This is a genomic window from Streptomyces sp. NPDC058525, assembly GCF_042719495.1.
Classification (GTDB): domain Bacteria; phylum Actinomycetota; class Actinomycetes; order Streptomycetales; family Streptomycetaceae; genus Streptomyces.
In genome coordinates this window covers 69,023-82,351 of sequence record NZ_JBHXNP010000018.1, presented here as the reverse complement: position 1 = coordinate 82,351, position 13,329 = coordinate 69,023, and the positions used below count along the sequence as shown (strand labels likewise).

The 13,329-nt window shown below is 72.5% G+C and carries 14 protein-coding genes; 8 read left to right on the top strand and 6 right to left on the bottom strand.

Annotated features, from left to right (window positions below; all coding sequences use genetic code 11):
* The first annotated feature begins 690 nt into the window (after positions 1 to 690).
* The 4 genes from ACFWP3_RS12225 (at position 691) to ACFWP3_RS12210 (ending at position 3,440) form a co-directional block, all read left to right on the top strand.
* Entirely contained in the window at positions 691 to 1,866 is a 1,176-nt protein-coding gene (locus ACFWP3_RS12225) for an ADP-ribosylglycohydrolase family protein (protein WP_384219303.1), read from the top strand.
* Between the two features lie 99 nt (positions 1,867 to 1,965).
* Positions 1,966 to 2,826, top strand: a complete 861-nt coding sequence (locus tag ACFWP3_RS12220) for a TIGR03619 family F420-dependent LLM class oxidoreductase (protein WP_384219266.1) — start codon at positions 1,966 to 1,968, stop codon at positions 2,824 to 2,826.
* Positions 2,827 to 2,876: 50 nt separating this feature from the next.
* Positions 2,877 to 3,158: a type II toxin-antitoxin system Phd/YefM family antitoxin gene (locus tag ACFWP3_RS12215; protein ID WP_384219264.1), complete on the top strand. Its 282-nt coding sequence runs from the start codon at positions 2,877 to 2,879 to the stop codon at positions 3,156 to 3,158.
* A 3-nt stretch (positions 3,159 to 3,161) separates the two neighbouring features.
* Complete coding sequence (locus ACFWP3_RS12210; RefSeq protein WP_384219261.1) at positions 3,162 to 3,440, top strand: type II toxin-antitoxin system RelE/ParE family toxin; 279 nt, start codon at positions 3,162 to 3,164, stop codon at positions 3,438 to 3,440.
* On the opposite strand, the gene ACFWP3_RS12205 is transcribed toward ACFWP3_RS12210, so the two are convergent.
* Positions 3,388 to 3,867 (bottom strand): ATP-binding protein, encoded by a 480-nt coding sequence (locus tag ACFWP3_RS12205; RefSeq protein WP_384219259.1) that lies wholly within the window; start codon positions 3,865 to 3,867, stop codon positions 3,388 to 3,390. The genes ACFWP3_RS12210 and ACFWP3_RS12205 overlap by 53 nt on opposite strands.
* A gap of 118 nt (positions 3,868 to 3,985) precedes the next feature.
* On the opposite strand from ACFWP3_RS12205, the gene ACFWP3_RS12200 reads away from it, so the two are divergent.
* Positions 3,986 to 4,837 carry a Scr1 family TA system antitoxin-like transcriptional regulator gene (locus ACFWP3_RS12200; RefSeq protein ID WP_384219256.1) on the top strand — a complete coding sequence of 284 codons (852 nt, stop codon included), beginning with the start codon at positions 3,986 to 3,988 and terminating at the stop codon, positions 4,835 to 4,837.
* Positions 4,834 to 5,082 carry a DUF397 domain-containing protein gene (locus tag ACFWP3_RS12195; RefSeq protein WP_384219254.1) on the top strand — a complete coding sequence of 83 codons (249 nt, stop codon included), beginning with the start codon at positions 4,834 to 4,836 and terminating at the stop codon, positions 5,080 to 5,082. Before ACFWP3_RS12200 ends, ACFWP3_RS12195 begins: the two co-directional genes overlap by 4 nt.
* A gap of 7 nt (positions 5,083 to 5,089) precedes the next feature.
* Here the strand turns inward: ACFWP3_RS12195 and ACFWP3_RS12190 are convergent, their stop codons facing one another.
* Positions 5,090 to 5,698 carry a flavodoxin family protein gene (locus ACFWP3_RS12190; RefSeq protein WP_384219252.1) on the bottom strand — a complete coding sequence of 203 codons (609 nt, stop codon included), beginning with the start codon at positions 5,696 to 5,698 and terminating at the stop codon, positions 5,090 to 5,092.
* 86 nt (positions 5,699 to 5,784) lie between these two features.
* Here ACFWP3_RS12190 and ACFWP3_RS12185 point away from each other — a divergent pair, with 86 nt between their 5' ends.
* Entirely contained in the window at positions 5,785 to 6,183 is a 399-nt protein-coding gene (locus tag ACFWP3_RS12185; protein WP_384219249.1) for a VOC family protein, read from the top strand.
* 26 nt (positions 6,184 to 6,209) lie between these two features.
* Here the strand turns inward: ACFWP3_RS12185 and ACFWP3_RS12180 are convergent, their stop codons facing one another.
* Both ACFWP3_RS12180 and ACFWP3_RS12175 read right to left on the bottom strand, forming a co-directional pair.
* Entirely contained in the window at positions 6,210 to 6,485 is a 276-nt protein-coding gene (locus tag ACFWP3_RS12180; RefSeq protein WP_384219246.1) for a hypothetical protein, read from the bottom strand.
* A 197-nt stretch (positions 6,486 to 6,682) separates the two neighbouring features.
* Entirely contained in the window at positions 6,683 to 8,248 is a 1,566-nt protein-coding gene (locus ACFWP3_RS12175; protein ID WP_384219244.1) for an APC family permease, read from the bottom strand.
* Between the two features lie 348 nt (positions 8,249 to 8,596).
* On the opposite strand from ACFWP3_RS12175, the gene ACFWP3_RS12170 reads away from it, so the two are divergent.
* Positions 8,597 to 9,355, top strand: coding sequence for a hypothetical protein (locus ACFWP3_RS12170; RefSeq protein WP_384219241.1), 759 nt, complete (start codon positions 8,597 to 8,599; stop codon positions 9,353 to 9,355).
* Positions 9,356 to 9,393: 38 nt separating this feature from the next.
* Here the strand turns inward: ACFWP3_RS12170 and ACFWP3_RS12165 are convergent, their stop codons facing one another.
* Together ACFWP3_RS12165 and ACFWP3_RS12160 are read right to left on the bottom strand one after the other, a co-directional pair.
* On the bottom strand, positions 9,394 to 10,875 hold the full coding sequence (locus ACFWP3_RS12165) for an aldehyde dehydrogenase family protein (protein WP_384219233.1): 1,482 nt from the start codon (positions 10,873 to 10,875) through the stop codon (positions 9,394 to 9,396).
* The gene (locus tag ACFWP3_RS12160) at positions 10,872 to 12,611 is read right to left on the bottom strand and encodes an amidohydrolase family protein (protein ID WP_384219229.1); all 1,740 of its coding nucleotides are present in this window, start codon (positions 12,609 to 12,611) and stop codon (positions 10,872 to 10,874) included. The genes ACFWP3_RS12165 and ACFWP3_RS12160 overlap by 4 nt, the downstream gene beginning before the upstream one ends.
* Positions 12,612 to 13,329 lie beyond the last annotated feature (718 nt).

The window sequence follows — 13,329 nt, the reverse complement described above, 5'->3', positions numbered from 1 at the left end:
GGCGAGTGGCAAAACCTGCCATCAGCCGGGGCGGCGGCCGAAAGTATTCGGTTTCCGGCCGTTCTGCGCATGCTTACGGACCGCTTGACGGGCTGCTTCCGGATTCGACCGAAGCTGTCCACTACAGTGCGCGCCAGTGCTGCCGTGGCGGCGGCCGCAGGCACGGCCAGGGGGACGGTGAGGACGATGGACGCGACAACGGGCACGAGCACGCCGATCATTCAGGGCACACCCCCCACCCCACCACCCCCAACCACCCCCGGCCACACCCCAACCCCCGCCCACGCCCCGGGCGCACCCTCGCCGGACGGCCACGACACCCCCGACCTGCCGGGCGGCCCCGGGCCGGGCGGCAGACACGGCATGCAGCACGCCCACGGCCCGGCGGAGCCGGCGCACGCGCCGGGCGCGCCGACGGGACCGAACGCCGTCGGCCCTGCGCCCGCGACGGACGGCCGGGGCGCGGCGTACGCCCCCGGCGCAGCCTCAACGGACGGGCGCGGCACCCCCGGCCTGCACGGCGGCCCCGGGGCCGCCGGCGGGCACGGCGTGACACACGCCCACGGCCCGGCGGAGCCGGCGTACGCGCCGGGCGCGCCGACGGGGCCGGACGCCGTCGGCCCGGCGCGCTCGACGGACGGACGGGGTGCGGCGTACGCGCACGGCGCGGCCTCGACGGACGGCCGGGGTGTGGCGTACGCGCACGGCGCGGCCGCGACGGACGGGCGGGGTGCGGCTGACGGGCGTGGCCGCGGCGGTCGGCGGGGCGGGGCCGTTGCCACCGGGCTCTGGGGGCGGTTTGAGCAGCAGGACTTTCGGAGTCGGGTCCGCGGGACGCTCCTCGGGTCCGCCATCGGCGACGCCTTCGGCGCGGCCGTCGGCCCGCTCAGCCTCGACGCCATCCGCGCAGCGCACGGCCCCGACGGCCTGACCACGCCCACCGCCGCCCCCGTCACCGCCGCCACCCAGCTCACCCTCTTCACGGTGGACGGCCTCATACGGGCCCACGTACGCCGGGACACCGGCACCTGGCACCCGCCCACCGACGTGCACCGCGCCTACCTCCGCTGGGCCGCCACCCAGCACGACTGGGGCCCCGACGAGCGCCGCAAGGACAACGGCTGGCTCGCCGCGCAGGAGTGGCTCTACGCCCGCCGCGGCCCCGACCGCGCCTGCCTGACCGGCTTCGCCGACGACACCCTCGGCACCCCCGCCCAGCCGAAGAACCCCACCGCCCGCGACGCGGCCGCCGCCACCCGCTCCGCCCCCTTCGGCCTGCTCGTCGGCTGGGAGCCGGCCCTGGTCCTCCAACTGGCCGTCGAATGCGCCACGCAGAGCCACGGCCACCCCGCCGCCTACCTCTCGGCCGGCGCCTTCGCCCTCGTCGTCCACGGCCTGACCCGCGGCGAGTCCCTGGACTCGGCCGTCCAGCGCGCCCTCGGCCAGCTCGGCACCCGCCCGGGACACCAGCCCGTCACCGACGCCCTCCAGCGCGCCCTGGCCGCCGTCACCCAGGGCGCGCCCGGCCCCGCGACCGTCGAAGCCCTCGCCGCCACCGGGGACGCCGAAGCCGCCCTCGCCGTCGCCGTCTACTGCGCCCTGGTCGCCGAGGACGTCCCGCACGGCCTGCGCCTCGCCGTCAACCACGGCGGCGACTCCGGCGCCGCCGGAGCCCTGTGCGGAGCCCTTCTCGGCGCGCTGCACGGCGAGACCGCCCTCCCGGCCGCCTGGCTCGCCGAACTCGAAGGCCGCGCCACGCTCCTGGAGCTCGCCGACGACTTCGCCCTGGAGATGACCCAGGGCCCGTCCCTGCACGGCCCCACCACCGCCTCCCCGGGCTGGCTGGCCCGCTACCCGCGCGGCTGACCCGGCGGCCGCGAGACGACACCGATCTGACGCCCCCTCAACATTCGGGCCCCCAGCCCGTACCGTGGCGGGTCCCACGTCTCGGAGGTGTCAGAAGCCATGCGGATCGCCACGACCATCTTCCTCACCGACCGCACCGTCTCGCCCGTCCGCCTCGCGCGCAGTCTGGAGGAGCGGGGCTTCGCCGGGCTCTACCTGCCGGAGCACACCCACATCCCGGTCGTCCGCGAGACCGCCGCCCCCATGGGCGGCGACCTGCCCGAGATGTACGGGCGCACGCTCGACCCGTTCGTGGCCCTCGGACAGGCCGCCGCCGTGACCGAGCGGCTCCACCTCGGCACCGGCATCACGCTCGTGGCGCAGCACGACCCGATCGACCTCGCCAAGCAGATCGCCACCCTCGACCACCTCTCCGGCGGCCGCTTCACGCTCGGCATCGGCTACGGCTGGAACGTCGAGGAGGCCGCCGACCACGGCGTCGAGTGGCGCACCCGCCGCGAACTGGTCCGCGACCGGATGGCCCTGATGCGCGCCCTGTGGGCCCCGGAACCCACCGCGTACGTCGGGGAGTTCTCCTCCGTCCAGGCCAGCTCCGCGCACCCCAAGCCGGTCCAGGCCCCGCGTGAACTCGGCCCCGGCGTCCCCCTGTACGGGCCCCGCACCCTGATCGGCGGCCAGGCCGGGCCGAAGCTCTTCACCGCCATCGCCGACCACTCCGACGGCTGGCTGCCGATCGGCGGCGGCGGCCTCACCGAGTCCCTGCCGGTGCTGCGCCGCTTCTGGGAGACCGCCGGCCGCGACCCGAAGTCCCTCCAGGTGGTCCCGTACGCCGTCCAGCCCACCCCCGGCAAGATGGGCCACTACGCCGACCTCGGCATCGAGGAGGTCGTCCTCCAGCTCCCCTCGGCCCCGGAGCCGGAGGTCCTGCGCACCCTGGACGAGTTCGCCCGCTACCTCTGACCCCGGGACGGGCCCGCGCGGCACTCATGTACATCTGGTACATTGATGCCATGAGTGAGCCTGTGATCGAGTCCATGGCGGAGGTCCGCAGCCACCTCGCGGATGCCATAGACCGTGCACGTCGCGAGGGAGTACCCACGATCATCACGCGCCGCGGCAAGCAGGAGGCCGTCGTGATCGACATCGAGGAATACCAGCAACTGCGCCGCCTCGCCGACCAGGCCGAGGACGCATGGCTGAACAAGCTGGCCGACGAAGCCGAGTCCGAGGGCCTCGAGGGATCCGTATCCCTCGAGGAAATGGCCGCTGTCCTGCGCGACCAGCAGGCATGACGGATGGGTTACGTCACCCGGTTCACCTCACACGCACAGCGCGACTTGCTCAAAGTCCCCCGCCCCGACGCGCTGCGGATCCTGTACCGGCTCGCAGAACTACAGAAAGCCCTTACGGCGGGGGACACAACAGCGTTCGACATCAAGGCCCTCCAGGGCCACGCAGCACGCTGGCGCCTCCGCGTCGGCGACTACCGCGTGGTCTACACCGTCGAGGACAACCGGCTCATCATCTGGGCACTGGCAGCGGGGCACCGGCGCGAGGTGTATCGCGACCGCTGAGGCCGCCCGCACGGAGCTCCGCCCACACGGTCTTGCCGATCAGCCGGTCCATGACCCCCCAGTGGGCGGCGACGGCATCGACGATGCGCAGCCCGTAGCCGGATTCGGCCTGGTAGGCGTGGGGCAGCGGGACGGGCCGCCGGTCGCGGCGGGGGTCCGACACCTCGATCCGGAGCACCCCCTCCAGCAACACCATCCGCAGCTCGAAGTCCCGCCCGGGCACCCGCCCGTGGACGACGGCGTTGGCGGCGAGCTCGGCGACGACGAGCCCGGCGTCGGCGGACAGCGCGGTGGATTCGGGGATGCCCCACGCGTGCAGTTCCACGAGGGCGAGCTGGCGGGCGAGACGGGCCCCGCGACGGGTGGAGCTGAAACGCTGAGTGAACACGCGTACGAGCGTCCCGGCGGGGACGAGGGGTGCGGTCATGCCAGCAACATCCCGTGCGGCCAGGGCTGTTCCCAGCACGGCAACCGCTACTTTTCAACTGTACGAGTCGAGTATCTGGACAGTAGCGGTCACCGTCCGTGAGCCTGAGTGCCGGGAGGTGACCGTGACGACACATGCGCACGCCGAGGAGACCGGTGACGGCGAGGTCGAGCCGGACAACGACCTGCGGAACTTCGGCGAGGTGGTCAAGGCCTCCCGCAAACGGGCCGGCCTGACCCAGGAGCAACTGGGTACGAGGATCCGCTACTCGGTCCAGTACGTCGGCTCGGTAGAACAGGGCCGACGCCACCCGTCGACGAAGTTCGTGGACCGGGTGGAGGAGGCCCTGAACGCCTTCGGCGTCATCCAGATCGCGGCGGCCCAGCTGACGCGACGGCGGGGCCTGGCGAGGTGGTTTAGGCGGTGGGCGGAGCTGGAGGCGGTAGCGATCGCCCTCCATACGTACGAATGCAGGTCGGTACCGGGGCTGTTACAGACGGAGGCCTACGCACGGGCCCAGATCCGGGACGTCCCGCCATTGGTAACGGCGGAACAGGCCGAGGCGCGCGTCACCTCCCGGCTGGCCCGTCAGGCGGTGCTGCTGAAGACGCCGTACGTCGCTTTCAGCTTCATCATCGAACAAGCTGTGATCGAGCGGCAGACGGGCGGGCCGGAGGTGACGCGCGAGCTGATCGACCACCTGCTGGAAGTGGGGAAGCTGCCCAATGTGGATCTCCAGATCATGCCGAGGATCAGCCCGGAACACGCGGGCACCGATGGCCCCTTCCGGCTCCTCGAAACCCAGGAGCACGACTGGTGGGGGTACACCGAAGGCCCGCAGATGGGCCAGGTCATCTCTGACCCGAAAGCCGTCAGCAATCTCCATCAGCAGTATGCAAAACTTCGCATCCAGGCCCTCAATCCTGCGGACAGCGCGGGCCTGTTGATGCGAATGCGAGGTTCCCTGTGAACAGCTCCCGGCTCCGGTGGTTCAAGAGCAGCTACAGCAGCAGCCAGGGCGACGACTGCGTCGAGGTCGCCCTCTCCTGGCACAAGTCCACGTACAGCAGCGGTGACGGAGACAACTGCGTTGAGGTCGCAGCCTGTACGGAAGCCGTCCACGTCCGGGACTCCAAGGTGACGGCCGGTCCCGAGCTGGCCGTCGACCCCGCCGCCTGGGGCGTCTTCCTGGGCGGGGTCACCGCCGGCCGCTGAGCCGCTGCTACGCCTGCGCCTCGTACGGGAACCGGGCGAGCGGGGTCTCGCGCGCGAAGAAGGTCTTGGCGCGGGTCATCGCCCGCTCGTCGTTCCGCACCTGGCCGGGCCGGGAGCCGTTGCCGAGGAGTACGCCGCCGAAGTGCATCCGCATGTAGGCGGCCGAGTGGTTGAGGCTGGTGATCAGCCCGTCGGCGACCTCCTCCTCTTCGTGCGCCAGGGCAGTGACCCCCCACAGCGTCCGGCCCGCCATCCGCTTCTTGAAGTCCATGCCGGGCACCCCGAGCCAGCCCGACCAGTAGTCGAGGTAGCGCTTGGTGTGCGCGGAGAGGGAGTACCAGTACAGGGGCGAGGCGATGACGATGTCGGTGGCCTCCAGCGTGGCCCGCCGCAGCTCCTCCTCGGCCTCCCCGACCGGCCAGGACCCGCTCTCGTGCCGGCCGTCCTGGAAGTCCGGCAGCGAGAGCTTCATCAGGTCCACCCAGCGCTGCGGGGTGCCGGCGGGCAGTTGCTCGGCGGCGGCGCGGGCCAGGATCTCGGTGTTGCCGTCGGGGCGGGAACTGCCGAGGACGAAGAGGAACGAGCGGTCCGTGGCGTTGGCTGCGTCGGTGGTCATGCTGCCTGCAACTGCCGTGCCCGGCGGCACATTCCCGCCCTCCCCGCCGCCGCGCGGTCACCCGCGGGTTCCGTACGCTGCACCGCATGATCGATTCACGGACACACATCCGCGTCGCCCGCCCCTCCCTCGACCTGGCCGCGGCCGAGCGGTTCTACGTCGACGGGCTCGGACTCGAAGTGCAGTGGCGCAGCGCCGGGAGCGTGCCCGGTGAGCACGACCTGCTCATGGTCGGGCCCGCCGGGGGCGGTTGGCACTTCGAGCTGACGCACGACGCCGGGAATCCCGTCGCGCCCTCCCCCACCGTCGACGACCTCTTCGTCGTCTACCTGGGCGAGGCCCCCGACGAGGCCCTGGTCCAGCGGCTCGTCGCGCACGGCGGGACCCGGGTCGCCGCGCACAACCCGTACTGGGACGAGTGGGGTGTCACCGTCGCCGACCCCGACGGCTACCGCCTCGTGCTCTGCTCCCGCACCTGGGGCTGAGCCGTCGGGGGTGCTCCCGGGAGCCCTCAGCCGACCTTCGGGGCGCTGGGGAGGCCGCCGGACAGGGCGCTGCCCGCGCCCGACAGGGAGGAGTCGGTGGCCTTGGTGGCGGATCCGGCCGCCGCGGCGGTCACGCCGAGCGCGGTCTTGGTGTCCTGGACGGTCTGGCCGGGGTGGTCGACGATGTCGATCACGCGGTCGGCGACCGGCGGCGCCTTGGCCGGCTCGTCGGCGTGGGCGACGGGGGTGAGTGCGAGGGCGGCCCCGCCGGAGAGGACCAGGGCGGAAAGGGTGCGCTTCATGGCATTCATGCCGTGCCCAACGACCCCGCCACGCCCCGGGTCACCCCCCTCGCCCCGGCCGTTCCGCGCATCGGATGACCGCGGCGCCGCCCGGCCGGGCCGCCGGGTGCCGGCGGCACGCACCGCGGCCCCGGATCGGGGGGATCGATCCGGGGCCGCGGCGCTGACTCGCCAGGTGGCTCGGGGTGGGGGTGGGGTCAGTCCTCGACCACCAGGGCGGGGGTGGACTTGGTCAGGACCTCGCCGCGGAAGAAGGCGGGGCTGCGGCGCTCGGTGATGAACATGATCACCAGGCCGAGGGCGAGCAGGCCGACGCCGATGACGAAGACGTTGCCGATGCCGACGCCCGGGAGGGTGGAGCCGGAGCCGTAGGCCGGGTCGTAGGCGTCGTACAGGGTCTTGAAGAAGACCGCGGCCAGCAGCAGGCCGCCGAGGACCGGGAAGACGCCCTTGAAGAACAGGTCGCGGGCGGAGCGGCGCAGGTCGCCGCGGAAGTACCAGACGCAGGCGAAGGCCGTCAGCGAGTAGTAGAAGCAGATCATCAGGCCGAGCGCGAAGATCGTGTCGGTCAGGACGTTCTCGCTGACCAGCGTCATCACGGTGTAGAAGGCGCCGGTGGCGACACCCGCGACGACCGTGGCGCGGCCGGGGGTCTTGAAGCGCTCGTGGACCTTGGCGTACGCGGGCGGCAGGGCCTCGTAGGTCGACATGGCGAGCACCGTGCGGGCCACCGGGATGAAGGTGGTCTGCAGGGAGGCGGCGGCCGAGGCCAGGACCGCGACGAAGAGCAGGATGCCGAGCGCGGGGCCCATCACCGGGCCGGCGAGGGCGGCGAAGACGTTGCCGGAGGTCTCCTCGTTGCCGAGGCCCAGGCCCTCGCCGCCGGCGCCGACGGCCATCTGGGCGGCGACGCCGGTGGCCAGGTAGGAGCCGACGAGGACGACCATGGCGATGAGGGAGGCGCGGCCCGGGGTCTTCGTGGAGCCGGTGGTCTCCTCGTTGGTGGCCAGGCAGGCGTCCCAGCCCCAGTACATGAAGATCGAGAGCGAGAGTCCGGCGGTGAAGGCCGCCATGGACTCGACCGCGAAGGGGTTCATCCAGGACCAGGAGAAGTCCAGGCCGGTGTCGAAGGTGCCGGCGGAGGCCTTCTGGAAGGCCATCGCGACGAACACGGCGAGGACGACGAGCTGGAGGCCGACCAGGGCGTACTGGACGCCCTTGGTGGCCGTCATGCCGCGGTAGCTGATGGCGGTCGCGACGGCGATCAGGGTGAGGCAGGTGGCGATGTGGACGAGCTTGTTCTCGTCCAGGGCGGCGATCGACGGGTTGTTCGTGATCTCGCCGGCCAGCAGCCAGAAGTAGGAGGTGGCGACGCCGGCCAGGTTGGAGAGCACGATGATCGTGGCGATCACCAGGCCCCAGCCGCACATCCAGCCGATCCGCGGGCCGAAGGCCTTGACGGTCCAGGTGAAGGAGGTGCCGCAGTCCGGCATGGCCTTGTTGAGCTCGCGGTAGGCGAAGGCCACCAGGAGCATCGGCAGGAATCCGGCGAGGAAGATCGCCGGCATCTGCACTCCGACCTCACCGGCGGTGGAGCCGAGGGTCGAGGTCAGACAGTAGACAGGGGCGACGGTCGAGATGCCGATGACGGCGCTTCCCACCAGGCCGACGGACCCCTTTCCGAGGCCCTTGCCGCGAACATCGCCCTCGGCGACGCCGCTTACCGTGTCTCCGGCCTGAGGCCGAACGTCCAGCTGAGTCATGAGTCAGGACGTTAGATGCTGCGCATTCCACATATGGAGGACGTAAGTCCGGACCTAAAGCCCCCGGATTGCCTTTGAATCCAGAGATCTCCACCCTTCACGAGTACGCAATACAAGGTTCACGAACGAATCCAGCCACGGTTCAGCAGGCATTCGGGAGACTCTTTCGCCATACGGAAACCGCAGCCATGTCCGTTTTGGGCGTTTTCAAAGTTTCCTTCGTGACTTTGTGGTGACCACCGGTAACCCGCTTCTGGACGAGGCCTGTCCTACAGCGCACGCGTCGCCGCCGTCCGCGACGCCGTCCTCGCCGACCTGCCCGACGACTGGCCCGCCTTCGAGGCCGTCGTGCGCACCGCGCTCGCCGACCCGGGCTTCGACGGCTGGATGACCCTGCCCGTCGACGAGGCCGTCGCCGTGCGGGGACTGGCGGTGTTCGAGCCCGGCCTCGCGCTGCTGCACGACCTCACCCCCCGGCTGACCGCCGAATCCGCCGTACGGCCCTTCCTGCGCGCCGACCCGCGCCCGGCGGTGCCGGTGCTCGACGCCCTGTACCGCGACGAGTCGGAGTACGTGCGCCGGTCCGTCTCCAACCACCTCAACGACATCAGCCGGGACCACCCCGGGCTCGCCGTGGAGACCGCGGCCCGCTGGCTGGGCGGGGGCGCGGTCCCGCCCACGACGGATCGCGTCGTCCGGCACGGACTGCGCACCCTGATCAAGGCCGGCCGGCCCGAGGCGCTGACCCTGCTCGGGCACTCCCCCGACGCCCCGGTCACGGTGACCGGGCCGGTGGTCCGCACGCCGCGGATCGCCGTGGGCGACCACCTCGTCTTCGACTACGCCCTGACCAACACCGGCGGCGAGCCGGCCGAGCTGGTGGTGGACTACGTCGTCCACCACACGAAGGCGAACGGCAGCCGCACCCCGAAGGTCTTCAAACTCACCACCCGCGCCCTGGCCCCCGGCGAAACCCTCACCGGCACCAAGCGCCACTCCTTCAAGCCCATCACCACCCGCCGCTACCACTCCGGCGAGCACCTGGTGCAGCTACAGGTCAACGGCCGGATCCGGGGCGAGGCCGCGTTCTCGCTGGACGCGCCCTGAACCGGCCCGCCCGCTAGGCTGGCTCTTTCGGATCTGGCCTAGGTGGTCCAGACGATCGACTGGATCTCGCTGTAGGCGTGGAGCGCGTACGAGCCGACGTCGCGCCCCACCCCCGACCGCTTGAAGCCGCCGAACGGCGCCTCCATGTTCCGGCCGATCGTGTTCACGCCCACCCCGCCCGAGCGGAGCCGCCGGGCCACCCGGAAGGCGCGGGCCGCGTCCCCCGACCAGACGTAGCTGATCAGCCCGAAGTCGGAGTCGTTGGCCAGCGCCACCGCCTCCTCCTCCGTGTCGAAGGGGACGACCACGACGACCGGGCCGAAGATCTCCTCGCGGACCACCCGCATGTCGTTGGTGCAGTCCACGAGCAGCGTCGGGGCCACGTAGAAGCCCTTGCCGTCCGGGCGCACCGACGGCCGCTCGCCGCCGACCGCGATCCGGGCGCCCTCCTTGCGGCCCAGCTCGACGTACGACTCCACCCGGTCGCGGTGGGCCGCCGAGATGACCGGGCCGACCACCGTGCCCTGCGCCGCCGGTTCGCCGACCTTCATGAAGGCCAGGTATCCGGTCAGCTTCTCCACCAGCGCGTCGTGAACGGACCGGTGCACGATCACCCGGGTCGGGGCGGTGCAGATCTGGCCGGAGTAGAAGGAGAAGGTGGTGCCGATGCCCATCATCGCGGCGTCCAGGTCGGCGTCCTCGAAGACGACCGCGGCCCCCTTGCCGCCCAGCTCCATCAGCTGCCGCTTCATGGACCGCCCGCACACCTCGGCGATGCGCTGCCCGACCGCCGTGGAGCCGGTGAAGGACACCATGTCCACGTCCGGGGAGTCCACGGCCGCCTCGCCGACCGCCACCGACCGGCCGTTGACGACGTTCACCACCCCTGCCGGAACCCCCGCCTCAGCGAGTGCCTCGGCCATCTTGAACACCGACAGCGGGTCCTGCGGGGCCGGTTTGACCACCACCGTGTTGCCCATGGCCAGCGCCGGGGCGACCTTGCCCGCCGGGTTCGCCCACGGGTTGTTGTAGGAGGTGATGCAGGTGACCACCCCGACCGGCTGGCGCACCTCCAGCGCGCCGAGAATGCCCGCCTTCCCCATCGGGCCGGCCTCCGTCACCTGCGGCGGAAGGCCCTTCTCCACGGGTTCGAGGGCTCCGCGCGCGTACCGCCGGAACCGGGCCACGCCCACCCCGACCTGCATGCCCCGGGCGATGCCCGTCGGCGCACCGGTCTCGGCCTGGGCGAGCGCGGTCCACGGCTCGTACTCGCGCTGGATGATGTCGGCGGCCCGGTCCAGGATCGCGGCCCGCTCCTCCGGCCGCGTACGGGACCACGCGCCGAAGGCCTCGGCCGCGGCGCGCGCCGCCTGCGCGACCTGCGCCGGCGAGGCCTCGGGCGCGAGCCCGACGACCGACTCGTCCGCCGGGTTGACCACCTCGTAGTGGCCGCCCTCCGGCTCCACCCACTCGCCGCCGATGAAGAGCCTGCCGGCCTCGTGCCTCTGCGCTGCGCTCACCGCGTGCTCACCGTCCTCGTGTCCCTGCCCGACCGGAGCACGATGCCCGGGATCGCGCCCGTCACTTCGTCGTCGCGGATGGTCTCCACGCCGTTGACCCGTACCGAGACGATCCCGACGGCCCGCGCGTCCAGCCGCGGGCTGTCCCCGGGCAGGTCGTGGACCAGGGTCGCCGGGCCGGCGTCGATGCGCTCCGGGTCGAAGAGCACGAGGTCCGCGTGGTAGCCCTCGGCGATCCGGCCGCGTTCGCGCAGCCCGAACAGCCGGGCCGGGTCGTCGGTGAGCATCCGTACCGCCTGCTCCAGCGGGACCAGCTTGCGGCCGCGCAGGCAGTCGCCGAGGAAGCGGGTCGTGTACGGGGCCCCGCACATGCGGTCCAGGTGCGCGCCGGCGTCGGAGCCGCCCAGCATGACGTCCTCGTGCTGCCAGGTCTCGGCGCGCAGGGCCCAGCTCGCCGGGTCGTTGTCGGTGGGCATCGGCCACAGCACCGTGCGCAGGTCGTCGTTGGCGCAGATCTCCACCAGGCACTGGAAGGCGTCCTGGCCGCGCTCGGCGGCGATGTCGCCCACGACCCGCCCCGAGAGGCCCTCGTTCTCCTTGCTGTACGTGTCGCCGATGACGTACCGGCCGAAGTTGGCCAGCCGCCGGAAGACGCCGGCCTCCTTGGAGCCGGCCCGCTCCAGCATCACGGCGCGCACGGCCGGGTCGCGGAGCTTCTCGATCCGCTCGGGGACGGGCAGGCCGAGGACCTCCCCCCAGCCGGGGATGAGGTTGAGCGCGCAGAAGGTGCCGAGCGACATGTTCATGGGGGTGAGGATCGGCATGGTCAGGGCGACGATCCGGCCGCCGGATTCGCGGGCGCGCGCGCTGGGGATCAGCTGGCGCGGGACCCGCTCCGGGACGGAGGCGTCGATGGTGAGGACGTTCCAGTTCAGGGGCCGGCCGGCGGCCGCGCTCATCTCGACGAAGAGGTCGATCTCCGCGTCGGAGAACTGGTCGAGGCAGCCGGCGACGATGGCTTCGAGCTGCGTGCCCTCGTGTTCGGCGACCGCCTTGGACAGGGCGAGGAGTTCGGCGGGCTTGGCGTGCCGGGAGGCGACGGGGGCGCCCGAGCCGTCGGAGTGGGTGGAGGACTGGGTGGTGGACAGGCCCCAGGCACCGGAGTTCATGGCGTCGTGGAAGAGGTCGAGCATCTCCTGCATCTGCTCGGGGGTGGGCTGTCCGCCGACGGCGTCCTCGCCCATCACGTGGCGGCGCAGGGCGCAGTGGCCGACCATGAACCCGGCGTTGACGGCGATCCGGCCCTCGAGGGCGTCGAGGTACTCGCCGAAGCTCGACCAGGTCCAGTCGACGCCCTCCTCCAGGGCCTTGAGGGCCATGCCCTCGACCTTGCTCATCATGCGGCGCGTGTAGTCGGCGTCTTCGGGGCGGGCCGGGTTGAGCGGGGCCAGGGTGAAGCCGCAGTTGCCGCCGGCGACGGTGGTGACGCCGTGGTTCATGGAGGGGGTGGCGTACGGGTCCCAGAAGAGCTGGGCGTCGTAGTGCGTGTGGGGGTCGACGAAGCCGGGGGCCAGGACCAGGCCGGTGGCGTCCTCGGTGGTCCGAGCCTCTTCCGCAGACGCGCCCGGTCTGGTGATGGCGACGATGCGGCCGTCGCGTATGCCGACGTCTGCGACGCGGGCGGGGGCGCCGGTGCCGTCCACGACGGTGGCGCCCTTGATCAGGTGGTCGAGCATGACGTCCTCTCTCAGGTTCGGCCGCGGATTCCTTGCCAGGGGCTCTGCGGGGGTTCCCGGGGGCGGGGCCCTTGACCGTGCGCCGGCGAGCGGGGTCCCTCCGGGGCGACTCCTCGTCGTCGCGCACGAAGGCCGGGCTTCGAAACCCGGGCCGCGGTTGCGCGCTCCTCCTGCGGGGACGCCCCTGCGCGCCCCCGCTCCCCCCGACGGGTCGAAGCCCCGCCCCGGGGGCCCTGGGTGCGAGCGCCGGGGTGGGGACACGGTGGAGTGCCCCCGCAGGAGGAGCGCGCAACCACCGCCCCGCCTTCGCAGCCCGGCCTTCGTGCGCGACGACGAGGAGGTGCTCCGCCGGGGCACCGCCCCACCCCGCCGACCCCGCCCCCGGGAGCCCTGGGTGCGAGCGCCGGGGTGGGGACACGGTGGAGTGCCCCCGCAGGAGGAGCGCGCAACCACCGCCCCGCCTTCGCAGCCCGGCCTTCGTGCGCGACGACGAGGAGGTGCTCCGCCGGGGCACCGCCCCACCCCGCCGACCCCGCCCCCGGGAGCCCTGGGTGCGAGCGCCGGGGGTGGGGACACGGTGGAGTGCCCCCGCAGGAGGAGCGCGCAACCACCGCCCGCCTATCGAAGCCGGCCCGAAGTGCGCGACGACGAGGAGGTGCTCCGCCGGGGCACCGCCCCACCCCGCCGACGGGGCTGGACCATCCAGCCCCTCCGGCGT

What these genes read in the sequence shown, in the direction of transcription:
- ACFWP3_RS12220 (WP_384219266.1), top strand. Translation starts at nt 1,966, where the DNA reads ATGCGGATCGCCACGACCATCTTCCTCACCGACCGCACCGTCTCGCCC.
- ACFWP3_RS12215 (WP_384219264.1), top strand. Translation starts at nt 2,877, where the DNA reads ATGAGTGAGCCTGTGATCGAGTCCATGGCGGAGGTCCGCAGCCACCTC.
- ACFWP3_RS12210 (WP_384219261.1), top strand. Translation starts at nt 3,162, where the DNA reads ATGGGTTACGTCACCCGGTTCACCTCACACGCACAGCGCGACTTGCTC.
- ACFWP3_RS12205 (WP_384219259.1), bottom strand. Translation starts at nt 3,867, where the DNA reads ATGACCGCACCCCTCGTCCCCGCCGGGACGCTCGTACGCGTGTTCACT.
- ACFWP3_RS12190 (WP_384219252.1), bottom strand. Translation starts at nt 5,698, where the DNA reads ATGACCACCGACGCAGCCAACGCCACGGACCGCTCGTTCCTCTTCGTC.
- ACFWP3_RS12185 (WP_384219249.1), top strand. Translation starts at nt 5,785, where the DNA reads ATGATCGATTCACGGACACACATCCGCGTCGCCCGCCCCTCCCTCGAC.
- ACFWP3_RS12180 (WP_384219246.1), bottom strand. Translation starts at nt 6,485, where the DNA reads ATGAAGCGCACCCTTTCCGCCCTGGTCCTCTCCGGCGGGGCCGCCCTC.
- ACFWP3_RS12175 (WP_384219244.1), bottom strand. Translation starts at nt 8,248, where the DNA reads ATGACTCAGCTGGACGTTCGGCCTCAGGCCGGAGACACGGTAAGCGGC.
- ACFWP3_RS12160 (WP_384219229.1), bottom strand. Translation starts at nt 12,611, where the DNA reads ATGCTCGACCACCTGATCAAGGGCGCCACCGTCGTGGACGGCACCGGC.